Origin of the sequence: Candidatus Sphingomonas phytovorans, assembly GCA_029202385.1 — a bacterium.
In the GTDB taxonomy this organism is placed as follows: Bacteria; Pseudomonadota; Alphaproteobacteria; order Sphingomonadales; family Sphingomonadaceae; genus Sphingomonas; species Sphingomonas phytovorans.
This window is the reverse complement of record CP119314.1, coordinates 444,223-467,034: the sequence shown is the minus strand read 5'-3', so window position 1 is coordinate 467,034 and position 22,812 is coordinate 444,223. Positions and strand designations below refer to the sequence as shown.

The 22,812-nt window shown below is 64.3% G+C and carries 29 protein-coding genes; 9 read left to right on the top strand and 20 right to left on the bottom strand.

Going from position 1 to position 22,812, the window contains the following annotated elements:
* The 13 genes from rplP to rpsL all read right to left on the bottom strand — a co-directional run bounded on the left by rplP (position 1) and on the right by rpsL (position 9,273).
* Positions 1 to 435: a 50S ribosomal protein L16 gene (rplP, locus tag P0Y59_02195; GenBank protein WEK00526.1), complete on the bottom strand. Its 435-nt coding sequence runs from the start codon at positions 433 to 435 to the stop codon at positions 1 to 3.
* 12 nt (positions 436 to 447) lie between these two features.
* Positions 448 to 1,143: a 30S ribosomal protein S3 gene (rpsC, locus tag P0Y59_02190; GenBank protein WEK00525.1), complete on the bottom strand. Its 696-nt coding sequence runs from the start codon at positions 1,141 to 1,143 to the stop codon at positions 448 to 450.
* Positions 1,143 to 1,520: a 50S ribosomal protein L22 gene (gene rplV / locus P0Y59_02185; protein WEK00524.1), complete on the bottom strand. Its 378-nt coding sequence runs from the start codon at positions 1,518 to 1,520 to the stop codon at positions 1,143 to 1,145. Before rplV ends, rpsC begins: the two co-directional genes overlap by 1 nt.
* On the bottom strand, positions 1,520 to 1,795 hold the full coding sequence (gene rpsS / locus P0Y59_02180; protein ID WEK00523.1) for a 30S ribosomal protein S19: 276 nt from the start codon (positions 1,793 to 1,795) through the stop codon (positions 1,520 to 1,522). The genes rplV and rpsS overlap by 1 nt, the downstream gene beginning before the upstream one ends.
* A gap of 5 nt (positions 1,796 to 1,800) precedes the next feature.
* On the bottom strand, positions 1,801 to 2,637 hold the full coding sequence (rplB, locus tag P0Y59_02175) for a 50S ribosomal protein L2 (protein ID WEK00522.1): 837 nt from the start codon (positions 2,635 to 2,637) through the stop codon (positions 1,801 to 1,803).
* A complete protein-coding gene (locus P0Y59_02170; protein ID WEK00521.1) occupies positions 2,637 to 2,954 on the bottom strand; it encodes a 50S ribosomal protein L23 in 318 nt (105 codons plus the stop codon). Before P0Y59_02170 ends, rplB begins: the two co-directional genes overlap by 1 nt.
* A complete protein-coding gene (rplD, locus tag P0Y59_02165) occupies positions 2,947 to 3,576 on the bottom strand; it encodes a 50S ribosomal protein L4 (GenBank protein ID WEK00520.1) in 630 nt (209 codons plus the stop codon). Before rplD ends, P0Y59_02170 begins: the two co-directional genes overlap by 8 nt.
* Before the next feature lie 2 nt (positions 3,577 to 3,578).
* On the bottom strand, positions 3,579 to 4,334 hold the full coding sequence (rplC, locus tag P0Y59_02160; protein WEK00519.1) for a 50S ribosomal protein L3: 756 nt from the start codon (positions 4,332 to 4,334) through the stop codon (positions 3,579 to 3,581).
* A 209-nt stretch (positions 4,335 to 4,543) separates the two neighbouring features.
* On the bottom strand, positions 4,544 to 4,855 hold the full coding sequence (rpsJ, locus tag P0Y59_02155) for a 30S ribosomal protein S10 (protein WEK02473.1): 312 nt from the start codon (positions 4,853 to 4,855) through the stop codon (positions 4,544 to 4,546).
* A gap of 108 nt (positions 4,856 to 4,963) precedes the next feature.
* Positions 4,964 to 6,154 carry an elongation factor Tu gene (gene tuf / locus P0Y59_02150; protein WEK00518.1) on the bottom strand — a complete coding sequence of 397 codons (1,191 nt, stop codon included), beginning with the start codon at positions 6,152 to 6,154 and terminating at the stop codon, positions 4,964 to 4,966.
* A 76-nt stretch (positions 6,155 to 6,230) separates the two neighbouring features.
* Positions 6,231 to 8,306, bottom strand: coding sequence for an elongation factor G (fusA, locus tag P0Y59_02145; GenBank protein ID WEK00517.1), 2,076 nt, complete (start codon positions 8,304 to 8,306; stop codon positions 6,231 to 6,233).
* Positions 8,307 to 8,375: 69 nt separating this feature from the next.
* On the bottom strand, positions 8,376 to 8,846 hold the full coding sequence (gene rpsG / locus P0Y59_02140) for a 30S ribosomal protein S7 (protein ID WEK00516.1): 471 nt from the start codon (positions 8,844 to 8,846) through the stop codon (positions 8,376 to 8,378).
* A gap of 55 nt (positions 8,847 to 8,901) precedes the next feature.
* The gene (rpsL, locus tag P0Y59_02135) at positions 8,902 to 9,273 is read right to left on the bottom strand and encodes a 30S ribosomal protein S12 (protein ID WEK00515.1); all 372 of its coding nucleotides are present in this window, start codon (positions 9,271 to 9,273) and stop codon (positions 8,902 to 8,904) included.
* Positions 9,274 to 9,684: 411 nt separating this feature from the next.
* Between rpsL and P0Y59_02130 the strand changes: the two genes are divergently transcribed.
* The 5 genes from P0Y59_02130 (at position 9,685) to P0Y59_02110 (ending at position 14,223) form a co-directional block, all read left to right on the top strand.
* Positions 9,685 to 9,975: a hypothetical protein gene (locus P0Y59_02130; GenBank protein ID WEK00514.1), complete on the top strand. Its 291-nt coding sequence runs from the start codon at positions 9,685 to 9,687 to the stop codon at positions 9,973 to 9,975.
* Between the two features lie 49 nt (positions 9,976 to 10,024).
* Positions 10,025 to 11,479: a glycerol-3-phosphate dehydrogenase gene (glpD, locus tag P0Y59_02125; protein ID WEK00513.1), complete on the top strand. Its 1,455-nt coding sequence runs from the start codon at positions 10,025 to 10,027 to the stop codon at positions 11,477 to 11,479.
* A gap of 116 nt (positions 11,480 to 11,595) precedes the next feature.
* Positions 11,596 to 12,567 (top strand): rhodanese-related sulfurtransferase, encoded by a 972-nt coding sequence (locus P0Y59_02120; GenBank protein ID WEK00512.1) that lies wholly within the window; start codon positions 11,596 to 11,598, stop codon positions 12,565 to 12,567.
* Positions 12,568 to 12,652: 85 nt separating this feature from the next.
* Positions 12,653 to 13,003: a YciI family protein gene (locus P0Y59_02115; protein WEK00511.1), complete on the top strand. Its 351-nt coding sequence runs from the start codon at positions 12,653 to 12,655 to the stop codon at positions 13,001 to 13,003.
* Positions 13,000 to 14,223, top strand: a complete 1,224-nt coding sequence (locus P0Y59_02110) for a sigma factor-like helix-turn-helix DNA-binding protein (protein ID WEK00510.1) — start codon at positions 13,000 to 13,002, stop codon at positions 14,221 to 14,223. Before P0Y59_02115 ends, P0Y59_02110 begins: the two co-directional genes overlap by 4 nt.
* 92 nt (positions 14,224 to 14,315) lie before the next feature.
* Here P0Y59_02110 and P0Y59_02105 read toward each other — a convergent pair whose 3' ends face one another.
* Genes P0Y59_02105 through P0Y59_02090 form a run of 4 tightly spaced genes read right to left on the bottom strand, consistent with a single transcriptional unit; the run spans position 14,316 to position 17,228 of the window.
* Entirely contained in the window at positions 14,316 to 15,725 is a 1,410-nt protein-coding gene (locus P0Y59_02105) for a coniferyl aldehyde dehydrogenase (GenBank protein WEK02472.1), read from the bottom strand.
* A 54-nt stretch (positions 15,726 to 15,779) separates the two neighbouring features.
* Entirely contained in the window at positions 15,780 to 16,229 is a 450-nt protein-coding gene (locus P0Y59_02100; protein ID WEK00509.1) for a hypothetical protein, read from the bottom strand.
* On the bottom strand, positions 16,226 to 16,981 hold the full coding sequence (locus tag P0Y59_02095; protein WEK00508.1) for a prepilin peptidase: 756 nt from the start codon (positions 16,979 to 16,981) through the stop codon (positions 16,226 to 16,228). Before P0Y59_02095 ends, P0Y59_02100 begins: the two co-directional genes overlap by 4 nt.
* Positions 16,974 to 17,228, bottom strand: a complete 255-nt coding sequence (locus tag P0Y59_02090) for a hypothetical protein (GenBank protein WEK00507.1) — start codon at positions 17,226 to 17,228, stop codon at positions 16,974 to 16,976. Before P0Y59_02090 ends, P0Y59_02095 begins: the two co-directional genes overlap by 8 nt.
* Positions 17,229 to 17,345: 117 nt before the next feature.
* Between P0Y59_02090 and P0Y59_02085 the strand changes: the two genes are divergently transcribed.
* Positions 17,346 to 17,750, top strand: coding sequence for a thioesterase family protein (locus P0Y59_02085; protein ID WEK00506.1), 405 nt, complete (start codon positions 17,346 to 17,348; stop codon positions 17,748 to 17,750).
* A 99-nt stretch (positions 17,751 to 17,849) separates the two neighbouring features.
* Positions 17,850 to 19,037 (top strand): acetyl-CoA C-acyltransferase, encoded by a 1,188-nt coding sequence (locus tag P0Y59_02080; GenBank protein ID WEK00505.1) that lies wholly within the window; start codon positions 17,850 to 17,852, stop codon positions 19,035 to 19,037.
* A 19-nt stretch (positions 19,038 to 19,056) separates the two neighbouring features.
* Here the strand turns inward: P0Y59_02080 and P0Y59_02075 are convergent, their stop codons facing one another.
* Positions 19,057 to 19,512 (bottom strand): GNAT family N-acetyltransferase, encoded by a 456-nt coding sequence (locus tag P0Y59_02075; GenBank protein ID WEK00504.1) that lies wholly within the window; start codon positions 19,510 to 19,512, stop codon positions 19,057 to 19,059.
* Positions 19,513 to 19,520: 8 nt separating this feature from the next.
* Complete coding sequence (locus P0Y59_02070) at positions 19,521 to 20,024, bottom strand: SH3 domain-containing protein (protein WEK00503.1); 504 nt, start codon at positions 20,022 to 20,024, stop codon at positions 19,521 to 19,523.
* A 96-nt stretch (positions 20,025 to 20,120) separates the two neighbouring features.
* On the opposite strand from P0Y59_02070, the gene P0Y59_02065 reads away from it, so the two are divergent.
* Positions 20,121 to 21,134, top strand: a complete 1,014-nt coding sequence (locus tag P0Y59_02065; protein WEK00502.1) for a D-glycerate dehydrogenase — start codon at positions 20,121 to 20,123, stop codon at positions 21,132 to 21,134.
* A gap of 2 nt (positions 21,135 to 21,136) precedes the next feature.
* Here the strand turns inward: P0Y59_02065 and P0Y59_02060 are convergent, their stop codons facing one another.
* The gene (locus tag P0Y59_02060; protein ID WEK00501.1) at positions 21,137 to 21,988 is read right to left on the bottom strand and encodes an ABC transporter permease; all 852 of its coding nucleotides are present in this window, start codon (positions 21,986 to 21,988) and stop codon (positions 21,137 to 21,139) included.
* A gap of 63 nt (positions 21,989 to 22,051) precedes the next feature.
* On the opposite strand from P0Y59_02060, the gene P0Y59_02055 reads away from it, so the two are divergent.
* A complete protein-coding gene (locus tag P0Y59_02055) occupies positions 22,052 to 22,753 on the top strand; it encodes a GcrA family cell cycle regulator (protein WEK00500.1) in 702 nt (233 codons plus the stop codon).
* Positions 22,754 to 22,812: the final 59 nt, after the last annotated feature.

The window sequence follows — 22,812 nt, the reverse complement described above, 5'->3', positions numbered from 1 at the left end:
TTATGCAACTCCCAGATGCGAGGTGTCGCCGAGACGGGCAACGACCTTCACCTTGATCGGCAGCTTCATCGCCGCGCGGCTGAACGCCACCGCCGCGATATCGCCAGGAACTCCGTCCAGCTCGAACAGGATCCGGCCGGGCTTGACCCGGGCGGCCCAATATTCGGGCGAACCCTTGCCCTTGCCCATGCGGACTTCGGCGGGCTTCGACGTGACCGGAACGTCCGGGAACACGCGAATCCACAAACGCCCCTGGCGCTTGATGTGACGCGTGATCGCGCGGCGAGCCGCCTCGATCTGGCGTGCGGTGATCCGCTCCGGCTCCATCGCCTTCAGCCCGTAAGAGCCGAAGTTGAGGGTCGTGCCGCCCTTGGCATCGCCATGGATCCGGCCCTTGAAGGCCTTGCGGAACTTGGTCTTTTTCGGTTGCAGCATTGCTCTTGTTCCTTAGCGCGCCGGACGGACGCCGGAGGTTTGAGCCTCCATCATGATCCGGTCCTGCGCCATCGGGTCATGGCCCAGGATTTCGCCCTTGAAGATCCACACCTTCACGCCGCACACGCCATAAGCGGTGTGTGCCTGCGCTTCGGCATAGTCGACGTTCGCGCGCAGCGTGTGCAGCGGAACGCGGCCTTCTCGGTACCATTCGGACCGGGCGATCTCGGCGCCGCCGAGGCGGCCACCGCAATTGATCCGGATGCCTTCAGCGCCGAGACGCATCGCCGACTGAACCGCACGCTTCATGGCGCGACGGAAAGCGATACGACGCTCGAGCTGATCGGCGATGCCCTGGGCAACGAGCTTGGCGTCGACTTCAGGCTTGCGGATCTCGACGATGTTCAGCGACACGTCGGACGAGGTCATCTTGCCGAGGAGACGCCGCAGCTTCTCGATGTCCGCACCCTTCTTGCCGATGATCACGCCGGGGCGTGCGGCATAGATGGAAACGCGGCACAGCTTGGCCGGACGCTCGATCACGACCTTGGAGATCGCCGCCTGGGGCAGCGTCTTCATGATGTACGCGCGGATCTTCAGATCCTCGAGGAGAAGACGGCCATAGTCGGCGCCTTCCGCATACCAGCGGCTGTCCCAGGTGCGGTTGATCTGGAGACGCAGACCGATCGGATTGCTCTTCTGACCCATTATGCTTCTTCCTGCTCACGCACGACGATCCGCAGCCGTGAGAACGGCTTGAGAATGCGCGTGGACTTGCCGCGACCGCGGGTCGCGAAACGCTTCATGACGATCGACTTGCCAACCGAAGCCTCCGACACGACGAGCGCGTCGACATCGAGGTTGTGGTTGTTCTCAGCATTGGCGATCGCCGAGGCGAGAACCTTGCGGGCATCGACTGCCATTGCCTTGGTCGAGAAGGCGAGGATGTTCATCGCATCGCCGGCCTTCTTGTTGCGGATCAGCGCAGCGACGAGACCGAGCTTCTGAGCCGAGCCGCGAATCTGCGTACCGACCGAGAGAGCTTCCTTCTCACCGACCTTGCGGGGGGATTTTGCCTTCGACATCAGCGCTTGCCCTTCTTGTCGGCGGCGTGCCCCGGGAAGTAGCGCGTCGGCGCGAACTCGCCGAGCTTCATCCCGACCATGTCCTCGTTGACGGACACGGGCACGAACTTGCGACCGTTATAGACGGTGAAGGTCAGGCCAACGAACTGCGGCAGGATCGTGGAGCGGCGCGACCAGGTCTTGATCGGCGCACGCGCGTTGGTTTCCTGCGCGGTCTCTGCCTTCTTGAGCAGGTGAAGATCCACAAACGGACCTTTCCAGACGGAACGAGCCATTGCGGTTAGCCCTTCTTCTTCGCGTGACGCGACCGGATGATCATCTTGTCGGTCGCCTTGTTGTGACGGGTGCGTGCACCCTTGGTCGGCTTGCCCCACGGGGTGACCGGATGACGGCCGCCCGAGGTCCGGCCTTCACCACCGCCGTGCGGATGGTCGACCGGGTTCTTGGCGACGCCGCGGGTCAGCGGGCGCTTGCCCAGCCAACGGTTGCGGCCGGCCTTGGCGAGGTTGGTGTTGCCGTTGTCCGGGTTGGACACCGCACCGACGGTCGCCATGCAGTTCGAGTGGATATAGCGCTGCTCGCCCGAGTTGAGGCGAACCATTACCATGCCCTTGTCGCGACCCACGACCTGCACGTAAGTGCCGGCCGACCGTGCGAGCTGACCACCCTTGCCAGGCTTCATCTCGACGTTGTGGACGATCGTGCCGACCGGCATCTGACCGAGTTCCATGGCGTTGCCAGGCTTCACGTCGGTCTTCTTGCCGGCAACCACCTTGTCGCCGACGGCGAGGCGCTGCGGCGCGATGATGTAGGCGAGCTCTTCGTCCGGATATTTGATCAGGGCGATGAAGGCGGTGCGGTTGGGATCATATTCGATCCGCTCGACCGTGCCGTCCACGTCCCACTTGCGACGCTTGAAGTCGATCAGACGATAGCGCTGCTTGTGGCCGCCGGCGATGCCGCGCGAGGTCACATGACCCTTGTTGTTGCGGCCGCCAGTCTTGCGCTTGCCTTCGGTCAGCGCCTTGATCGGGCCGCCCTTGTGCAGACCGCTGCGGTCGACGAGGATAAGACCACGTCGTGCCGGGCTGGTCGGGTTGTAATGCTTAAGTGCCATTACTGGATCCCCGTCGTCACGTCGATCGACTGGCCGTCAGCCAGCGTCACAATCGCCTTCTTCATGTCGGAGCGCGTATAGGGAACGCCCTTCCACTTCTTCGTCTTGCCCTTCTGGACAATCGTGTTCACGCCGGTGACCTTGACCGAGAACAGCGCCTCGACGGCGGCCTTGATCTCGGGCTTGGTCGCATCGCCGGCGACCTTGAACACGACGGCGTTCTGCTCGCTGAGCAGGGTCGCCTTCTCGGTGATGTGCGGCGCGACAATCACGTCATAATGACGGACGTCGATCTCGCCTTTTTGCTTCTTAGCCATTGAAGCGCGCCTCCAGCTTTTCGACAGCAGCGCGCGTCAGCACCAGCGTGTCATGCTTCAGGATGTCGTAGACGTTGGCACCGGCCGCCGGCAGAACGTTGATCTGACGAAGGTTGCCGGCAGCGAGCGCGAAGCTCGTCTCGACCGCATCGCCGTCGATCACCAGCGCGGTCTTGCCGAAGCCGAGCTTCGTCAGATCAGCGGTCAGCGCCTTGGTCTTGCTGTCCTTGACGGTCAGGCTGTCCATGACGATCAGCGAGCCGGCCTTGGCGTGACTCGAAAGCGCCATGCGCAGACCGAGAGCGCGGATCTTCTTGTTCAGCGACGGATTGAAATCACGGACGCGGGCGCCGTGAGCCTTACCACCACCAACGAAAGTCGGTGCGCGACGATCGCCGTGACGAGCAGTACCGCCACCCTTCTGGCGACCGAACTTCTTGCCGGTACGGGCAACGTCGGCGCGCTCACGAGTGCCGCGCGCCGTGGCACGACGCTTCTCGAGCTGCCAGGTGACGACGCGGTGCAGGATGTCGGCGCGCGGATCGAGGCCGAAGACCTCGTCGTTGAGCTCGATATCGCCGGCTTTCGCCGCTGCGTCGAAGGACTGAATAGTGACCTTCATGTTCAGCCCTCCTGGCCTTCGGTCGCTTCCGGAGCAGCCGTCTCTTCGGCGGGCGTCTCGGCGGGAGCGGTGTTGCTGTTGGCAGCGGCCTTCAGGCCGGCCGGGTACGGCGCATCGGCGTGACGCGCGACCTTGACGGCGTCCTTGACGAGGAGCCAGCCACCCTTCGAGCCGGGCACCGAGCCCTTGACGAAGATCAGGCCGCGCTCGGCGTCGGTTGATACGATTTCGAGATTCTGCTGGGTGCGGTTCTTGTCACCCATCTGGCCGGCCATCTTCTTGTTCTTGAAGACCTTGCCCGGATCCTGACGCTGACCGGTCGAACCGAGCGAACGGTGCGAGACGGAAACGCCGTGGGTGGCGCGCAGACCGCCGAAGCCCCAACGCTTCATGCCGCCCGCGAAACCCTTACCCTGGGTCACGCCCTGGATGTCGACGATCTGGCCAGCGACATAATGGTCGGCCGAAATCTCGGCGCCCACTTCGAGCACGGCGTCGTCAGCGACGCGGAATTCAGCCAGCTTCGCCTTGAGCTCAACTTCGGCCTTGCCGAAGTGGCCGCGCTGCGGCTTGGCGACATTTTTCGCCTTGGCGGTACCAGCACCAAGCTGGACAGCGGTATAACCATCACGGTCGGCCTCGCGAACGGCCACTACCTGCAGATTTTCCAGTGCCAGAACGGTCACGGGCACATGGCGCCCATCGTCCTGGAACAAGCGGGTCATCCCCATTTTCTTCGCGATCACGCCAGTGCGCATGATCCTTGCTCCCATTACAGAGGCCCGCCGGAACCATTTCCGACGGGCGTGTCAGCCCAAAATATAATGCGTGCCCCGTCCCGGGCTGGTGCCCGCCCCCTTCGAAAAGAGGATCAGGCGTGACGGGGGACGCAGACCCCGGCAAGCCGGGCGGTATCCCTATCAGGCTCCGCCGTGGCGAAACCGAATCTCGTATTGGAGCGCGGCCTTTAGGCCAGCTTGATCTCCACGTCTACACCCGCGGCGAGATCGAGCTTCATCAGCGCGTCCACCGTCTGCGGGGTCGGCTGAACAATGTCCAGCATCCGCTTGTAGGTACGGACCTCGAACTGCTCACGCGACTTCTTGTCGATGTGCGGCCCGCGGTTCACCGTGAACTTCTCGATGCGCGTCGGGAGGGGAATGGGACCGCGGATGAGTGCGCCAGTGCGGCGCGCCGTGTCGGCGATGTCGCCGGTGGCCTGATCGAGCACACGATGATCGAATGCCTTCAGACGAATCCGAATATTCTGCGTTTCCATAACCCTACCGATGCGAAAGAGCGGGTTGCCCGAGGACAACCGAACCATTGTTCACTGAAATAGCAACCGCCCGACTCCCACAGGGAATCGGGCGGTGGCGCGCCTATATTACTTAGAGATGCCGCTGACAACCCCTGCGCCGACGGTACGACCGCCTTCGCGAATGGTGAAGCGCTGGCCGACGTCCATGGCGATCGGCGCGATGAGCTTGACGCCCAGCGCGACGTTGTCGCCCGGCATGACCATCTCGGTGCCCTCAGGCAGCTCAACGGTGCCGGTCACGTCCGTGGTACGGAAGTAGAACTGCGGACGATAGTTGGCGAAGAACGGCGTGTGACGGCCACCTTCGTCCTTCGACAGCACGTACACTTCCGACTGGAAGTCGGTGTGCGGCTTGATCGAGCCCGGCTTGCAGAGAACCTGGCCACGCTCGACTTCGTCGCGCGCAACGCCACGGATCAGCGCGCCGACATTGTCGCCGGCCTGGCCCTGGTCGAGCAGCTTGCGGAACATCTCGACGCCCGTGACCGTGGTCTTGCGGGTGTCGTGGATGCCGACGATCTCGACTTCCTCGCCAACCTTGACGATGCCGGTCTCGACGCGGCCGGTCACGACGGTGCCGCGACCCGAGATCGAGAACACGTCCTCGATCGGCATCATGAACGGCTTGTCGAGCGGACGCTCGGGCTGCGGGATGTACTCGTCAACAGCCGCCATCAGCTTGAGCACGGCGTCATGGCCGATCTCAGGCGTCTTGTCGGTCAGCGCGGCAACGGCCGAACCCGGGATCACGGGGATATCGTCGCCCGGGAAGTCGTACGAGCTGAGCAGCTCGCGGATTTCCAGCTCGACCAGCTCGAGGATCTCGGCGTCGTCGACCAGATCAACCTTGTTCATGAACACGACCATCGCCGGCACGCCGACCTGACGTGCGAGCAGGATGTGCTCGCGGGTCTGCGGCATCGGGCCGTCGGTGGCGGACACGACCAGGATCGCGCCGTCCATCTGGGCTGCGCCGGTGATCATGTTCTTCACATAATCGGCGTGGCCCGGGCAATCGACGTGCGCATAGTGACGCTTCTCGGTCTCATACTCGACGTGTGCGGTCGAGATGGTGATGCCGCGCTCGCGCTCTTCCGGCGCCTTGTCGATGTTGTCGTAGCTCGTGAAGGTGGCGCCACCGGTCTCGGCGAGCACCTTGGTGATCGCGGCCGTCAGCGACGTCTTGCCATGGTCGACGTGACCGATGGTGCCGATGTTGAGATGCGGCTTCGTCCGCTCAAACTTTGCTTTTGCCATTTTCGCCTCTTCTTATTCACATTCCGGGGTCGCTGCGGAGCCGCGCGGACGCGGCCCTTTAGCGACTGATTTTGGATTACGCCAGCTTCGCCTTCACTTCGTCGGCGACGTTGGCAGGAACCTCGTCATAATGCGAGAACTGCATCGTGTACTGCGCGCGGCCCTGGCTGAACGAGCGGAGCTGGTTCACATAGCCGAACATGTTCGCCAGCGGCACGATCGCGTCCACCGCAGTCGCGTTACCGCGGCTGTCGGTGCCCTGGATCTGGCCACGGCGGCTGTTCAGATCGCCGATCACGTCGCCGAGATAATCCTCGGGAGTCACGACCTCGACCTTCATGATCGGCTCGAGCAGCTTGATGCCGGCCTTCTGGGCCCCTTCACGCATCGCGCCGCGCGCGCAGATTTCGAATGCCAGCGCCGACGAGTCGACGTCATGGTATTTGCCGTCGAGCAGTTCCACCGAGAAATCGATGATCGGGAAGCCGATCAGCGATCCGGTCTCTGCCGTCTCGCGCATGCCCTTCTCGACCGACGGGATATATTCGCGAGGAATATTGCCACCCTTGATCGAGTCGATGAACACGAAGCCAGTGCCGCGCTCACCCGGGGTCAGCTTGACCTTGACCTCACCGAACTGGCCCGAACCACCCGACTGCTTCTTGTGGGTGTAGGTCAGCTCGACCGGCTTGGCGAGATATTCGCGATACGCCACCTGCGGCGCGCCGACATTCGCCTCGACCTTGAACTCGCGCTTCATGCGATCGACCAGGATCTCGAGATGGAGCTCGCCCATGCCCTTGATGATGGTCTGGCCGCTCTCATTGTCCGAGGTGACGCGGAACGACGGATCCTCGCGAGCGAGACGATTGAGCGCGATGCCCATCTTCTCCTGGTCGGCCTTCGTCTTCGGCTCCACCGCGACCTCGATGACGGGGTCCGGGAATTCCATGCGCTCGAGGATGATCGGAGCGTTCTGCGCGCAGAGCGTGTCACCGGTCGTGGTATCCTTGAGGCCCGCCAGAGCGACGATGTCGCCGGCGAATGCTTCCTGGATGTCCTCACGGCTGTTCGCGTGCATCAGCAGCATGCGGCCGACCTTCTCCTTCTTGTCCTTCACCGAGTTGGTGACGACGGAGGCGGCTTCGAGCTTGCCCGAATAGATACGGGCGAAGGTCAGCGTGCCGACGAACGGATCGTTCATGATCTTGAACGCAAGCGCCGAGAACGGGGCATCGTCGGCCGGCGGACGCGTATCGGGCGTCTCGCCGTCGAGCTTCAGACCCTCGACGTCCTTGATGTCCAGCGGCGACGGCAGATAGTCGACCACTGCGTCGAGCAGCGGCTGAACACCCTTGTTCTTGAACGCGGAGCCGCACAGCACCGGCACGAACGAGAAGTTCAGCGTGCCCTTGCGGATCAGGCGCTTGAGCGTCGCGACGTCGGGCTCGTTGCCCTCGAGATACTGCTCCATCACGTCGTCGTCCTGCTCGACCGCCATTTCGATCAGCTCGGAACGAGCGGTCGCGGCGAGATCGGCCAGATCCTCGGGGATGTCGCGATATTCGAACTTCGCGCCCAGCGACTCTTCGAGCCAGACGATCGCCCGGTTCTCGACGAGGTCGACGAGACCCTTGAAATCGCTCTCAAGGCCAATCGGGAGATACAGCACCGCCGGACGGGCGCCCAGGCGATCCTTGATCATCTCGACGCAGCGGTTGAAGTTCGCGCCGGTACGGTCGAGCTTGTTGACGAAGCACATCCGCGGGACGTGATACTTCTCGGCCTGGCGCCACACCGTCTCGGACTGCGGCTCAACGCCGGCAACGCCGTCGAAGCACGCGACAGCGCCGTCGAGCACGCGCAGCGAACGCTCGACCTCAATCGTGAAGTCGACGTGGCCGGGAGTGTCGATGATGTTGATGCGGTGATCGTTCCAGAAGCACGTCGTGGCAGCCGACGTGATCGTAATCCCGCGCTCCTGCTCCTGCTCCATCCAGTCCATCGTCGCGGTGCCCTCATGGACCTCGCCGATCTTGTAGGACTTGCCGGTGTAGTAGAGGATACGCTCGGTCGTCGTCGTCTTGCCGGCGTCGATGTGCGCCATGATGCCGATGTTACGATACTTCTCGAGCGGATGGCTGCGGGCCATGATCGGATTTTCCTTAGCGATGTAGGAGGCCGGGGATCGTCCCCGACCTTCACAATATAGGAGGTTTTATTACCAGCGGTAGTGGCTGAAGGCGCGGTTCGCCTCGGCCATACGATGGGTGTCTTCGCGCTTCTTCACCGCGTTGCCGCGGTTGTTGGCGGCATCCATCAACTCGCCCGACAAGCGTGCCGACATGGTGTTCTCCGACCGCGCACGGGCGGCGGAAATCAGCCAGCGGATGGCCAGCGCCTGGGCGCGCTCGGGGCGCACCTCGACGGGAACCTGGTAGGTCGCACCGCCGACGCGGCGCGAACGGACCTCGATACCCGGCTTAACGTTGGCGAGCGCCTCGTGAAACACGCCGATCGGATCCTTCTTCGCGCGCTGCTCGACGGTTGCGAGGGCGCCATAGACGATCAGTTCGGCGACGGACTTCTTGCCGTCCAGCATGACGCTGTTCATGAACTTGGAGAGGACCTCATCACCATATTGGGGATCAGGCAGGATGACCCGCTTTTCGGGACGACGACGACGTGCCATTTCAATTTCCTTCTAAACTTCAGCCTTGAGGGGTCGGCCAATCAGGCCGACCGGCTTACTTCGGACGCTTTGCGCCGTACTTGGAACGCGACTGGCGACGATCCTTCACGCCCTGCGTATCGAGCACGCCGCGGAGAACATGATAGCGGACGCCGGGAAGGTCGCGAACGCGGCCGCCACGGATCAGCACCACTGAGTGCTCCTGGAGGTTGTGCCCCTCGCCGGGGATGTAGCTGATGACTTCGCGCTGGTTGGTCAGGCGGACCTTGGCAACCTTGCGCAGAGCCGAATTCGGCTTCTTCGGAGTCGTCGTGTAGACGCGGGTGCAGACGCCGCGCTTCTGCGGGTTCTGCTCCATTGCAGGGACCTTTGACTTGGCCTTCTGCGGGTCGCGGCCCTTGCGGACCAGCTGGTTAATCGTCGGCATGAATCTCTTCACCTTAGACTGTGGTTACTTTGCTGGAGCCATGACGCTCGGGAATACAAAAAGGACCGCTGGGTGGACTTTCGACCCCCCGGGCCCTGGAATGCATCCAGCAATGTTCAAGCTTGTCCCGACAGGAGTCCCGTCAGGGCAGCGGCGCCTATACAGGCCGACTCGGAGGCGGTCAACAGCGCCTCGGACGACTCTGACGATATCGAGCCACCATTGTCGCGATGAATTCAAAGGCGCAAACATCGCGACATGAGAATCTCTTCGAAAATGGTATTTATAGGCCTGTTGACAACGGCGTGCGAGCCACAGCCGCCTGTGGTTCCGCCCGACACGAATCTTGCGGCAAAGGCTGAGGCTTGCGCTCTTCCTGCCAAGCTATGGGCAGCACCAACACGACAAACGATGGGCGTCGAGAACAGGAACCTCATCGAACTGGACCGCGACGGTCATCTGTACTGGAATGACGCTCCCATCCACCGGGTGGACCTGCAATTGTACATGCATGCCATCGCCGAGATTAAGCCGCTACCGCTTACCCTGGTGAAAGCAGATCCGCAGGCTAAATGTGGCACGCTGCGCGACATCACCTCGGACATTGCGTCTGCCGTGCCCTGCACCGCATCGACATGCCGGTTGGATTGGCGCTTGCTCCCACATGATTCCAATAGGCCGGAGGCAAACCTGAGGATGTAATTCCGCACACCGCTATAGAAATTGGTCAGACCATCGGTAGAAGGCAATCATGACCCATGATCTCCTCATCATCGGCGGCGGCATCAATGGCTGCGCGATCGCGCGCGAGGCGTCGCTGCTCGGCCTCAAGGTGCTGCTCGTCGAACGCGACGACCTTGCCGGCCATACCTCGTCAGCCTCGACCAAGCTGATCCATGGCGGGCTGCGCTATCTCGAATATTACGAGTTCAAGCTGGTCGCCGAGGCGCTGCGCGAGCGCGAACGGCTGATTCACGCAGCGCCGCATATCATCCGCCCGCTGCTGTTCGTTCTGCCGCAGGAAAACTCGGTGCGCCCGTGGTGGATGATCCGGCTGGGCCTTTATCTCTATGATATGCTCGGCGGGAAGATGTCCCTGCCCCGCTCACGCGGTCTGCGGGCGAGCGACAGAGCCTATTCGGCACCGCTCAAGGGCGGCAACCGGGGCTTCGTCTATTCCGATGCGTTCGTCGACGATGCCCGGCTGACCGTTCTCAATGCCGTCGATGCCGCGAACAACGGCGCGGAGATCGCGGTTGGCGTCGCGCTCGAATCGGCGCGGCGAGAGGGCGATGTGTGGCACGCAAGCCTTTCTGACGGCCGGCAGGTTTCGGCCCGCGCGATCGTCAACGCGGCCGGGCCCTGGGTGCATCAGATGCTCGACTCGCTCGGCATCACCGCGAAGAGCGGCGTCCGGCTGGTCAAGGGCAGCCACATCGTCGTGCCGAAGCTCTATGACGGCGACCACGCCTATATCCTGCAGCTGCCCGACCGCCGAATCGTCTTCGCGATCCCCTATCAGGGGGCGTTCACCGAGATCGGCACGACGGATATCCCGGTCGACCATCCCGAGGACGCAAAGATCAGCGCCGACGAGATCGCCTATCTCTGCAAGGCGGCCAACAGCCATTTCGCGAAGCAGATCACGCCCGCCGACGTCACCTCGAGCTGGTCTGGCGTCCGCCCGCTCTACGACGACGGCGCGAGCGAGGCGAAGGCGGTCACGCGTGATTATGTGCTTGAACTCGATACGAACGGCCCTGCCCTGCTCAGCGTGTTCGGCGGCAAGATCACCACTGCGCGGCATCTTGCCGAGGAAGCGCTCGGCAGGCTTTCCGCCCCGCTGGGGCTGACCACGCATCCCGTGACTCGGGCGCGGGTCTTTCCCGGCGGTGCCGTCCCCGATTTTCCTCTCTTCCTGGCGCAGGTCCGCCAGACCTGGCCGTTCCTCGGCGAAGAACGCTCCCGGCGCATGGCCCATGCCTACGGCACGATGCTGGCCGAGATGCTGGCCGACGTGAAGGATGCGGCCGGCATGGGCCCCGACCTGGGCGGCGGCCTGACCGAGATCGAAGCACGCTGGATGAAGAGTCGCGAATGGGCGCGCACCCCGGAAGACGCACTGATTCGCCGAAGCAAGATCGGCCTCCACCTGACCGATGCGGAGCGGTCCGCCTTCGCTGAGCGTTGGGCTGCCCTTAGCTGAGGAAACTCGCCAGCGCGTTCGGATGAATCGCCGAGCCGGCAAAGAAGGCAGCAGCACGCAATAGGGGCAATGCCGGATTTTGACGCGAGGGCCCGGGATACTCTAGCTGACCGCGCATGACTAATCGCCCCGCCCCTCTTCGCGTCGCAGCGCTCTACCGCTTTGCCAGGTTCGTCGATCCGGCGGCATTGCGGGCACCGCTTGCACAATTGTGCGAGGGGAACGGGATACGCGGCACGATCCTGCTCGCAGCTGAAGGCATCAACGGCACCATCGCGGGCACGCCCGACGCGATCGAGCGCGTGCTCGACCATATCCGCACCCTGCCCGGCTGCGCGGATATCGAGGTAAAGGATTCGCAAGCCGCGAAGATGCCGTTCCACCGAATGAAGGTCCGCCTCAAGCGCGAGATCGTGACGATGGGCGAGCCCGATATCGACCCGCTGCAGGAGGTCGGCCACTATGTCGCGCCCGCCGACTGGAACGAACTGATCGACGCGCCGGGCACGATCCTGATCGACACGCGCAACGATTACGAAGTCGCGATCGGCAGCTTCACGGGCGCGATCGACCCGAAGACGCACAGCTTCCGCGATTTCCCCGCCTGGTTTCGCGCGCATCGCGACGAACTCGCTGCCGCGCCCAAGATCGCAATGTTCTGCACCGGCGGCATCCGCTGCGAGAAAGCGACCGCTTTCCTCAAGGCCGAAGGGCTGGACGAGGTCTATCACCTTGAAGGCGGCATCCTGAAATATCTCGAGGAAATACCCACCGAACAGAGCCGCTGGGAGGGCGAATGCTTCGTCTTCGACCAGCGCGTGGCGGTCACCCACGGGCTGGAGATCGGGACACATGCGCTGTGTCACGCCTGCCGTATGCCGGTCAGCCCGGAAGACCGCGCTTCACCGCTCTATGTCGAAGGCGTGACCTGCCCCGCCTGCCACGATTCGCGCAACGAGGAGCAGCGCGCCGGCTATGCCGAGCGGCATCGCCAGGAGCGCCTGGCGGAAAACCGAGGCGAGGCGCATGTCGGGCGGGTGTTCGCCGGAGACGCTGAAGGAACGCCCCCGGCAAGCCATCAAGAATAAACGTCCCGGCCCTGTCGAATCCGCTGTCGCCCGCGCGTCTCCCCGGTACGATCGCACCCCGCGATCGCACATGGAGGACCGACCGATGCAATATATGCTCCTGATCTATGAGGACGAGAGCGTCTATGGCGAGGAGCCAGACAGCCCTGCCGTCACGGACATCATCCAGCGCCATATCGCGTTCGGCGATGATGTCGGCGAGGCGCGGCAGGGCGGGGCCGGCCTGTTGCCGACCAGCATGGCCACCACCGTCGTGACCCGGTCCGGCGCGCAGACAATCCATGACGGTCCGTTCGCCGAGACCAGGGAACAGCTTGGCGGCTTCTATCTGATCGAAGCGCCCGATCTGGATGCGGCGATCGCCATCGCGAGGAAGCTCCCGCTCCACGCCGACGGATCGATCGAGATCCGGCCGGTGCTCGGCGATACCGATTGAGTCCAGCGCTGGACCGGGCCGCGCGCGATCACGGCGCGCGCGTTCGTGCCGCGCTGGCGGCCCAGTTCCGCGATCTCGATATCGCCGAGGATGCGTTCGCCGAGGCATGTGCACGGGCAGTTGCCGCATGGGCGATCGAGGCGCCGCGCGATCCAGCGGCATGGCTCTATCGTGTCGCCGAGCGCGCCGCGCTCGACATGGTTCGGCGGCGCGCGGTACGATCGGGCGCCTCGCTGCCCGATCCCGAACTACCCCTCAGCCCGGAGGAGGAACTGATGGCCGATACCAGGCTGATCCCGGACGAGCGACTGAAGCTGATCTTCATCTGCTGCCATCCCGCGATCCATCCGGAGGCACGCGCGGCATTGACGCTCAAGCTGGTCTGCGGACTTTCGACACCGGAGATCGCGCGGACCTTTCTCCTTCCCGAACCGACGCTCGCTCAACGGCTGGTGCGCGCGAAGCACAAGATCGCTCGTGCCGGCGTGCCCTTCGAGGTCCCGAGTCGCGACGCATGGCCGGAGCGGCTCGACGCGGTGCTGAGCACGATCGAGATCGCCTATGCCAAGGCGCATGAGGATGCGGGCGGCAGTGGCCGTCACGCCGGCTACGCGTACGAAATGCTCGGCATCACCGCAACGCTCGCCACGCTGGCTCCCGGAGAGCCGGAAGTACTGGCGCTGGCGGCGACAGTGCGATTCGCCGAAGCGCGGCGCCCGGCGCGGGTCGATACGGAAGGCGTGATGGTGCCGCTCGACCAGCAGGACCCGGCGGACTGGGATACAGCGTTAATCGTGGAGGCGCGCGCCTTTCTCGCCCGGGCACTCAGCGCCGGGGCGCCGGGCAGGCGTGCCCTGCAGGCGTTGATCCATGCGGAATGGTGCGCCCGCGCTTCGCTCGCCGGGCCAGCGCCGTGGCGGTCGGTGCTCGTGCTGTACGACGCGCTGCTCGCCTTGCGCGACGACGCCATCGTCCGGCTGAATCGCGCCGTGGCACTGGCCCAGGTCGCCGGACCGGAGACGGCGCTTGAGGAAGTCGATGCGCTGGATGCGCCGGGACTGGCGGATTTCCTGCCCTATCATGCCGTCCGTGCCGATCTGCTGGCACGGGTCGGTCTGACCGAAGCGGCGCGAGAGGCCTACGATGCTACGCTGACGCTCAGCCCGGAACGAGCCGAACGTTCATGGCTGGAGAGCCGACGCGCGGCGCTGGAGGACTGACCGTACCGCTTCCACGGTGCCGTACATTCGAAAGCGGGCAATCTGCGGCATGGTCGATACCGAAACGAGTCAGGCACGACGGAAGGGGAAGCCTATCCCTTCATCTGCCGGGCGACTGCCTTCATCGTGGCCTTGCCATAAGGCGGCTTGAGTCCGGCGATCTTGGCAACGTCGAGCTTCACCTGCCGGTACACGCTCTTGGCATGGCTGAACGTCCTGAAGCCGTCGAGCCCGTGATAGGCGCCCATGCCTGATGGCCCCACCCCGCCGAACGGCAGATCCTCCATGCTGATATGGAAGATCACATCGTCAAGCGTCACGCCGCCCGCGATCGTACGGTCGAGCACCTGCCGGCGTTCGCCTTCGTCGCCGCCGAAATAATAGAGGCCGAGCGGACGGTCGCGCCGGTTCACCTGAGCGATCGCATCGCCGATCCCGTCATAGCGGCGTATCGGCAGGATCGGCCCGAAAATCTCCTCCTGCATCACTGCCATGTCGTCAGTCACGTCGGTGACGATATGAAGCGGCATCTTGCGCGCGTTGGAAGCGCCGAAATCTTCGTTCGCCGGATTGACCGCCTCGACCTTCGCTCCCTTTGCCCGGGCGTCGTCGAGCAGACCGTTGAGGCGCGCGAAATGCCGGTCATTGATGACCGATGTGTAATCGGGATTGGCGAGCAAGGTCGGGTACATCGCCGATGCGGCAGCCTTCAGTCCGCTGACCACCTCGGCCTCCTGCCGGGCTTCGACCAGCATATAGTCGGGCGCGAGGCAGATCTGCCCGGCATTCAGCATCTTGCCCAAGGCCACGCGCTCGGTCGCCCTGGCGATATCCGCCGAAGCGCCGACGATCACCGGCGATTTTCCACCGAGCTCAAGCGTGACGGGCGTCAGGTTATCCGCGGCCGCATGCAGGATATGCCGCCCGACCGCGGTGGCGCCCGTGAAGATGAGATGATCGAAGGGGAGCTCAGCGAATGCCTTGCCGATATCGGGCCCGCCCGAGACGAAGGCCAGTTCGTCCGCCGCGAAATATCTGACGACCACCTCCTCGAACAGGGCGGCGACGCGCGGGGTATATTCGCTGGTCTTCACCATCGCGCGGTTGCCCGCCGCCAGCACACCCGCAAGCGGCGACATGACGAGATTGACCGGGAAATTCCACGGCGCGATCACGCCCACCACGCCCTTGGGCTGATATTCGATCCACGCTTTCGCGCCCAGCAACCCGAGCGGGAAAAGCACCGGGCGCTTTTCCCGCCGCGCCCATTTCTCGACCGATTTGAGCGCGTGGTTGATCGGCGCTATCGAACTGGCGACGTCGGTCAGCATCGATTGCTCGCGGCTGCGGTGGCCGAAATCCTCGCTCAGCGCATCGCAAAAGGCGTCGGCATTGTCGGCGATCATCGCGGCCGCCCGCTTCAGGCGATCCTTTCGGACGGCAATCGATACCGGCAGTTCGGCCATGAACGCGGCGCGCTGCCCCGTCAGGATATCCTGCATCGTCGCCATCGTTTCTCTCTCCCCTGCCCGCCGATCAATATAGCGCAGCCTATGCTATGTCGCGCAACCGACAAGTCCCGCCAGCGGCACCACGATGCTGTCCTGCCCGGTGCGGTCGATCCTGAGCGTTGCCTCCGGCACGGACGCACCGTCCTTCAGGTCACCGCGCGTCTCGATCGACATGGTCAGGATCGCAGTCACATCGCCCGCCTGATAGTGAGTCACGCCGGCAAAGCCGAAGCCCCCGGCATCATGCTGCTCGGTGCGCGGCAGGTCAGTCAGCGCCCCGCCGATCGACACGCGCAGCTGCGCGGAATCGGCACCCGCCATCGCGACCAGGGCCCGGCTACCAGTCGCGGTCCACAGGAACGCGGCGCAGCCGGTTGCGGGCAGTGCCTGGGCCGGGATCGCACCGATCGGCAGACCGTCGATCGAAGCCGGTGGCGGAGTCTGTGCGGAGGCGGCTCCGGCGAGCAGCAATGGCAGGATCGCGAAACGCATCATCCGGCCGATCCTAACAGGAACAGCCAGGCCGGGTAAGCAGCGATCGCAAGCAGCGCGCCGAACGGCACCCGATCATCCAGCCTCGCAGCGCGGCCGCGGACCATCCCCACCAGGACCAGCGCCAGGCCGGTCAGCGCAGCCAGGAGCAGGACCGCCGGCAGCATCCGCCAGCCGAGCCACAGGCCGATCGCGCCCAGCAGTTTCGGATCGCCCCCGCCCAGCCCTTCCCGGCCGCGAAGCCGTTTATAGGCGAAGCCGATCAGCCAGAGCGCCCCGAAGCCGCCGACGCCCCCGATCAGCCGGTCGGCAAGCGCAGGCTCGACCCCGACGGCCCCTGCCACCAGCCCGGCAAGCGCGAGCGTGAGGGTGAGCCGATCGGGCAACCAGAACTCCGTGACATCAAGCGCGGCGAGCGTGAGAAGCAGCCAGCCGAACACCGACCCGGCCAGGGCAGCGGGACCGGGCACAACCAGCCCGGCGACCACCCCGATACCAAGCGCAGCGAATTCTATCTGCCAGTGGAGTGGATCGATCGGCGCGGCGCATTGGCGGCATCGCCCGCGCGCCAGCGCTGCGCTGAACAGCGGGATCAGATCGCGCGGGGCCAGGACGACATCGCAGCCATCGCAATGCGACCGCCCCTTCAGGACCGACCGGTCCTGCGGCCAGCGGATCACCAGGGTGGCGAGGAAGCTGCCGATCACCGCGCCCAGGACACCGAGCGCGACTGGCCAGGCCCAGGGATCAACCATTGGGCTTCTTGCGGATGAGATAGCGATAGACACCGAAGAGGTTGATCCCGAACAGCACGATATTCTGGGTGCCGAGCGCGAAATCCTTCGTCAGCACCGAGCCAGCGATCCAGGCGATCGACGAGGCGAGGAAGAGCACGAAGCCCCAGCCGGTAATTTTTCGCCCGAGATCGAGCGACACCATCGCCGCGGCGATCATCCCGCTGCCGGAGGCAAACCATTTGAGGCTGGTGACCAGTATTTCCATGCCGCTGCGATACGCCGCCGCCCCGCTCGCGTCATGCCGAAGTTGCGACGCGACGGAATGCGGTCAACACCAGTACTTCGCTCTCGCCAAAACTTGCCGTTCACGTTAAGGTAAAACATGGTCGAACCCGAATATGCCTCGCACAGCTATGCCGTCGCGATCGATGCGGCCGACATCGATTTCATGGGGCATGTGAATAATGCGAGCTATCTGAAATGGGTTCAGGAAGCGGTGATCAACCATTGGCAGCGTTTCGCCCCGGCTGACGCGGTCGCCAGCCACCTCTGGGTCGCGCTGAAGCACGAGATCACCTATCGCAAGCCGACCTTTCTCGACGACGACGTCATCGCGACGGTCCTGCTCGAAAAGGTCCAGGGCGCCCGCGCTTTCTACGAAACGATCATCAAGCGCGGCGAAGAGGTGCTGGCCGAGGTGAAGTCGAGCTGGTGCTGCATCGACGCCGAAACGCTGCGCCCGGCACGCATCGCGCAGAGTGTCGTGGAGCGTTTCTTCAAAGCCTGAACGGAATGCAAAACCGCAGTGCCGTGCTGCGCAACGACGGTTTGTATTCGTGCGGGTACGCGCCTAGATCGGCCGGCATCTTCCTGAACGGAGAATATCATGGCCGCCGATCCCATCATCATTCTGTCCTACGCGCGCACGCCGATGGGCAGCTTCCAGGGATCGCTCGCGGGCGCTGCGGCAACCGAGCTGGGTGCGACTGCGGTTGGCGGCGCGGTCGAGCGCGCCGGGCTTTCGGGCGAGGCGATCGAGCGGATCTATATGGGTTGCGTGCTGCCGGCCGGTCTCGGCCAGGCCCCCGCCCGCCAGGCCGCGCTGAAGGCCGGCCTACCGAACCATATCGAGGCGACGACGGTCAACAAGATGTGCGGATCGGGCATGCAGGCAGCGATCATGGCGGCGGACGCGCTGGCGGCGGGTTCGGCTGACCTGATCGTCGCGGGCGGCATGGAGAGCATGACCAACGCGCCCTACCTGTCGATGCGGCATCGCGGCGGCGCCCGGATCGGTCATGACCGGCTGATGGATCACATGTATCTCGACGGCCTCGAGGATGCGTACGAGCCAGGCAAGCTGATGGGCAATTTCGCCGAGGACACCGCGGCCGATTACCAGTTCACCCGCACCCAGATGGATGATTTCGCGATTGCCTCGCTTGAGCGCGCTCAGAAGGCCCAGAAGTCTGGCGCGTTCGACCGGGAAATCGTCCCTATCGAAATCGCCGGCCGCAAGGGCCCTACCCAGGTGACCCAGGACGAACAGCCGGCCAAGGGCGATGCTTCGAAGATCCCCACGCTGAAGCCAGCTTTCTCGAAGGACGGCACGATCACCGCGGCTAACGCGTCCTCGATCTCGGACGGCGCCGCCGCCCTGGTGCTGACACGCGCATCGATCGCGGAGAAGCTTGGCCTTGATCCGATCGCCCGCATCGTCGCGCATGGTGCCCATGCTCATGCGCCGTCACTGTTCACCACCGCGCCCGTCTTTGCGATGCGCAAGACGCTGGAGAAGGCCGGCTGGTCGGCGGACGAAGTCGACCTGTTCGAGGTCAATGAAGCTTTCGCCGTCGTCGCGATGATCGCGATGCGCGATCTCGGGATCAGCCATGACCGGCTGAATATTCATGGCGGCGCCTGTGCGCTCGGTCATCCGATCGGCGCTTCGGGCGCACGAGTCCTCGCAACCCTGCTCTCCGCGCTGCAGACGACGGGTGGCAAGCGCGGCCTCGCGTCGCTGTGCATCGGCGGTGGCGAGGCGACCGCGATGGCAGTGGAGTTGATGAACTGAGCCTGCCCAAAAGGGAGGGTCAGAGCGTCAGCGCATAATAGCAACTGAAATCCGTATCGACATAATCCGCGAACGGTCCGCACGGGACGAACCCCGCCCGCTCATACAGCGCCCTTGCCGGCGCGAAGGGCGGGTTCGATCCGGTCTCCAGGCTCAATCGCTTGTAGCCACGCGCCCGGCCTTCCTCGATCAGGTGATCGAGCATCGTCGCCGCTACGCCACGGCGCAGATGGGCGGGCGCGGTGCGCATCGATTTCAGTTCGCCATGCGCCGTATCGAGCTGCTTGAGGGCGCCGAGGCCAAGCAGAGTCGCGCCGTCCCACGCCGACCACAAGGTAATGGAGGGATGGCGCAGACCAGTCAGCTCAAGCGCGAACACGCTTCCTGGCGGCGAATTCTCGAAGGCGGCGCGCAGGTGGAATTCGAGCAGCGCGATGACGTCCGGATGCGTCACATCGTCAGGTATGATCTGCATGGCGTAGATCAGCCCAGCGTCTCGTCCGTCGCCACACCCCATAAATGGTTCGCCTCGACATAGCCGCCACGCCCGCGCACGTCGAAATGGCACCAGCCCCGCGCGCATTTGCTCAGCCGGCCGACCACGCCGGGCTCGACCCGCCACATCACCCGGCCACCATAACGCGGCGAATCGCGCAGCTCGGCGATGGTGCCCATCACGAGCCCGGTTCGGGTATTGCTGATCAGCTTGCCCATCATCCAGCCCTGGGTTCCCCCCGGGTCCTCCACCTTTATCCAGGCACCGCGATCGTAGATATCGATCACCTTCACCGGCAGGTCAGCGCGCTGATAGAGCCAGCTCGCCGGATAGGTCCTGCCCGGCCCGGTGCGCATCCGTGCCTTGCTCGCGGAGATCGAGGCGAAATAGGGCGTCTTTTTCTGGACGAGTGCAGCGAGCGCAGGCGCGACGGCGGTCGCGGCCAGGCTGGCGGCCGCTGCCGCAAGCACGATAGTCGTCCCGAAACGCATATTTGGTCTTCCTCCGATCGGATTTGGTTTACCCTGTTCGTCGGGCTGGCTTCAACCACCGTTGACGAGGGCAGAAGGCTTCGCCAAGCCTTATTCATGCCCGAAATGAGACGCGCCCCGAATCCGAAAGTGCCAACGCCCCGGGTGATCGTCACCCGAGAGCTCGCCGATACGGTGATGGAGCGGATGGAGCAATTGTTCGATACGACGAACAATCGTGGCGACGTGCCGATGGACCGCGCGCGCCTCGCCGGCGCGATGGCCGATTGCGACGTGTTCGTGCCGACCGTCACCGACACGATCGATGCGGCGCTGATCGAGGGTGCGGGCGCGCGGTTGAAGCTGATCGCCAATTTCGGCGCAGGCGTGAACCATATCGACCTGAAGGCGGCGCGGGCGCGCGGCATCGTCGTCACCAACACACCCGGCGTCCTGACCGAGGATACCGCCGACATCACGATGGCGCTGATCCTGTCCGTGCCGCGTCGCCTCGGCGAGGGCGAGAAGCTGGTGCGTGACGGCGCCTGGAAGGGCTGGGCGCCAAGCGGGATGCTCGGGCATCGCATTGGCGGCAAGGCGCTTGGCATCGCCGGCATGGGCCGCATCGGCCGTGCGGTTGCCCGGCGCGCGCGCGCCTTTGGCCTGTCGATCCATTACCATAACCGCCACCGCCTGCCCGAAACGGTCGAAGCCGAGTTCGGCGCGACCTGGCACGACACGCTCGACGGCTTGCTCCAGGCGACCGATATCCTGACGATCCATACGCCGCGCAACGCCGACAGCGAAAACATGATCGATGCGCGCCGGCTGGCACTGATGCGTCCGACCTCCTGCATCATCAACACGGCGCGCGGCGGCATCGTCGACGAGGACGCGCTGATCGAAGCGCTGGAGAATGGCCGGCTTGCAGGGGCGGGTCTGGACGTGTGGAAATTCGAGCCGGAAATCGATCCCCGGCTGCTCGCGCTGCCCAATGTCATGATGATCCCCCATATGGGATCGGCGACCTATGAGGGCCGGATGGCGATGGGCGAGAAGGTAATCGCCAATATCCGGATGTGGGCCGACGGACATCGCCCGCCGGACCAGGTACTCGAGGGCTGGGTCTAGCCCTAGTTCTTCAGCTTCCAGCCGCTCCGCAGCAGGCTGTAGCACAGCAGGCCGAGCACCACGTCGATCACCAGGATGACGATGCCGCCAAGCATCACCGGTGAATCGGCGGTGCCGAGGAACCCGTAACGGAAACCCGAAATGACATAGAAGAACGGGTTGATATGGCTGAAGATGCGGAATGCCGGGGCCAGATGATCGACCGAATAGAAGGTGCCGGAGAGCAACGTCAGCGGCGCGATGAAGAAATTCTGCACCGCCGCCGCATGGTCGAATTTTTCCGCCCAGATCGACGTCAGGATACCGATCAGCGCGAGGAATACGGCGCCGAGCAGTCCGAACCAGAGGATCGCGATCGGATGCGTCGGCGTGACATGAACGCCCGGCCATAGCGCCATCGCCAGCCAGACTGTCAGTCCCACGCACAAAGCGCGCGTCACCGCGCCGCCGACCATCGCGACGAGCAGTTCGGCAGTCGACAGCGGCGGCATGAGATAATCGACGATCGTTCCCTGGATCTTGCCGACCAGCAGCGAGAAGCTCGCATTGGCGAACGCGTTCTGCAGCATGCCCATCACGATCAGCCCCGGCGCGATGAAATCGGCGAAGGGCACATCGACTCCGCCGACATGCACCGGGCGCTTTCCACCCGTCGCGACGGTGAAAATGATCAGAAAGAGGAGCGTCGTGATCGCCGGCGCCCATATCGTTTGAAGCTGCACCTTGAAGAAACGGCGCACCTCCTTGATATAGAGCGTGCGAAGACCGCCCCAATTGACGTTCCTGATCACGGGAACGCCAGGGGCGTTCATCACCGACGACTGGATTTCGCCGATTGGGGGCTGGCTGCTCATTGCGGACGCGCTAATAGCTGCCGCCGCCGCCCGCAACCCGGCAATGCGACTTGAGGAATAAAGATGGCCTGGACCGACGAGCGAATCGATACGCTTAGGAAGATGTGGGAAGCTGGCCAGACGGCCAGCCAGATTGCGGAGGAACTGGGCGGCGTCAGCCGTAACGCGGTGATCGGCAAGGCGCATCGTCTTGGCCTGCAATCGCGCCCGTCGCCGGTGAAGCCGAATGAACCCGATGCCAAGGCTGCTGCAGCCACTGCGACGCCGGAACCCAAGCCCGCTCCGCCCAAGGCCCCGGAGCGCGCCGCACAGCCTGCTCCCGCCCCGACACCGATCGCCGCCAAGGTCGAGATCGACGAGGAAGAGGATGACGACGATACCGACAGCGAGGTCGAGGTCGTCGCGGCACCCGTCGCCGCTGCTCCGCAGCCCATCATGCGCTCGGTCGGCCCTGGCGGATTCCTGCGCCAGGCCCCTGGCGAGCAGCAGGCCCCGATCACCCCGGCGCCTCCACGCCGGCTCGTTCCCGCCAAGCCCTCGGCCGACATGGCGGGCAAGACGACCCTGCTCGATCTCAACGACAAGATCTGCAAATGGCCGCTCGGCCATCCCGGCGAGCCCGATTTCCACTTCTGCGGCGACAAGGTGAACCCGGGCTTCCCCTATTGCGTCGCGCATTGCGGCCATGCCTATCAGGCGCAGTTGCCACGCCGCGATCGCCGCCCCCCGCCGCCCCTGCCCTTCGGCGGCCCACGGGTTCGTTGATTCAGCCCCCTCTTCCCATGTGGGAGAGGGATGGCGCCACCCTTCTTCCAGAGGGAGAA

What these genes read in the sequence shown, in the direction of transcription:
- rplC (WEK00519.1), bottom strand. Translation starts at nt 4,334, where the DNA reads ATGCGCACTGGCGTGATCGCGAAGAAAATGGGGATGACCCGCTTGTTC.
- P0Y59_02115 (WEK00511.1), top strand. Translation starts at nt 12,653, where the DNA reads ATGCAATATATGCTCCTGATCTATGAGGACGAGAGCGTCTATGGCGAG.
- P0Y59_02055 (WEK00500.1), top strand. Translation starts at nt 22,052, where the DNA reads ATGGCCTGGACCGACGAGCGAATCGATACGCTTAGGAAGATGTGGGAA.
- P0Y59_02120 (WEK00512.1), top strand. Translation starts at nt 11,596, where the DNA reads ATGACTAATCGCCCCGCCCCTCTTCGCGTCGCAGCGCTCTACCGCTTT.
- P0Y59_02095 (WEK00508.1), bottom strand. Translation starts at nt 16,981, where the DNA reads ATGGTTGATCCCTGGGCCTGGCCAGTCGCGCTCGGTGTCCTGGGCGCG.
- rpsG (WEK00516.1), bottom strand. Translation starts at nt 8,846, where the DNA reads ATGGCACGTCGTCGTCGTCCCGAAAAGCGGGTCATCCTGCCTGATCCC.
- P0Y59_02100 (WEK00509.1), bottom strand. Translation starts at nt 16,229, where the DNA reads ATGATGCGTTTCGCGATCCTGCCATTGCTGCTCGCCGGAGCCGCCTCC.
- rplD (WEK00520.1), bottom strand. Translation starts at nt 3,576, where the DNA reads ATGAAGGTCACTATTCAGTCCTTCGACGCAGCGGCGAAAGCCGGCGAT.
- P0Y59_02065 (WEK00502.1), top strand. Translation starts at nt 20,121, where the DNA reads ATGCCCGAAATGAGACGCGCCCCGAATCCGAAAGTGCCAACGCCCCGG.
- P0Y59_02105 (WEK02472.1), bottom strand. Translation starts at nt 15,725, where the DNA reads ATGCAGGATATCCTGACGGGGCAGCGCGCCGCGTTCATGGCCGAACTG.
- P0Y59_02060 (WEK00501.1), bottom strand. Translation starts at nt 21,988, where the DNA reads ATGAGCAGCCAGCCCCCAATCGGCGAAATCCAGTCGTCGGTGATGAAC.
- rpsL (WEK00515.1), bottom strand. Translation starts at nt 9,273, where the DNA reads ATGCCGACGATTAACCAGCTGGTCCGCAAGGGCCGCGACCCGCAGAAG.
- P0Y59_02170 (WEK00521.1), bottom strand. Translation starts at nt 2,954, where the DNA reads ATGGCTAAGAAGCAAAAAGGCGAGATCGACGTCCGTCATTATGACGTG.
- P0Y59_02070 (WEK00503.1), bottom strand. Translation starts at nt 20,024, where the DNA reads ATGCGTTTCGGGACGACTATCGTGCTTGCGGCAGCGGCCGCCAGCCTG.
- rplB (WEK00522.1), bottom strand. Translation starts at nt 2,637, where the DNA reads ATGGCACTTAAGCATTACAACCCGACCAGCCCGGCACGACGTGGTCTT.
- P0Y59_02090 (WEK00507.1), bottom strand. Translation starts at nt 17,228, where the DNA reads ATGGAAATACTGGTCACCAGCCTCAAATGGTTTGCCTCCGGCAGCGGG.
- rplV (WEK00524.1), bottom strand. Translation starts at nt 1,520, where the DNA reads ATGTCGAAGGCAAAATCCCCCCGCAAGGTCGGTGAGAAGGAAGCTCTC.
- rpsS (WEK00523.1), bottom strand. Translation starts at nt 1,795, where the DNA reads ATGGCTCGTTCCGTCTGGAAAGGTCCGTTTGTGGATCTTCACCTGCTC.
- rpsJ (WEK02473.1), bottom strand. Translation starts at nt 4,855, where the DNA reads ATGGAAACGCAGAATATTCGGATTCGTCTGAAGGCATTCGATCATCGT.
- rplP (WEK00526.1), bottom strand. Translation starts at nt 435, where the DNA reads ATGCTGCAACCGAAAAAGACCAAGTTCCGCAAGGCCTTCAAGGGCCGG.
- fusA (WEK00517.1), bottom strand. Translation starts at nt 8,306, where the DNA reads ATGGCCCGCAGCCATCCGCTCGAGAAGTATCGTAACATCGGCATCATG.
- glpD (WEK00513.1), top strand. Translation starts at nt 10,025, where the DNA reads ATGACCCATGATCTCCTCATCATCGGCGGCGGCATCAATGGCTGCGCG.
- P0Y59_02085 (WEK00506.1), top strand. Translation starts at nt 17,346, where the DNA reads ATGGTCGAACCCGAATATGCCTCGCACAGCTATGCCGTCGCGATCGAT.
- rpsC (WEK00525.1), bottom strand. Translation starts at nt 1,143, where the DNA reads ATGGGTCAGAAGAGCAATCCGATCGGTCTGCGTCTCCAGATCAACCGC.
- P0Y59_02075 (WEK00504.1), bottom strand. Translation starts at nt 19,512, where the DNA reads ATGCAGATCATACCTGACGATGTGACGCATCCGGACGTCATCGCGCTG.
- tuf (WEK00518.1), bottom strand. Translation starts at nt 6,154, where the DNA reads ATGGCAAAAGCAAAGTTTGAGCGGACGAAGCCGCATCTCAACATCGGC.
- P0Y59_02130 (WEK00514.1), top strand. Translation starts at nt 9,685, where the DNA reads ATGGGCGTCGAGAACAGGAACCTCATCGAACTGGACCGCGACGGTCAT.
- P0Y59_02080 (WEK00505.1), top strand. Translation starts at nt 17,850, where the DNA reads ATGGCCGCCGATCCCATCATCATTCTGTCCTACGCGCGCACGCCGATG.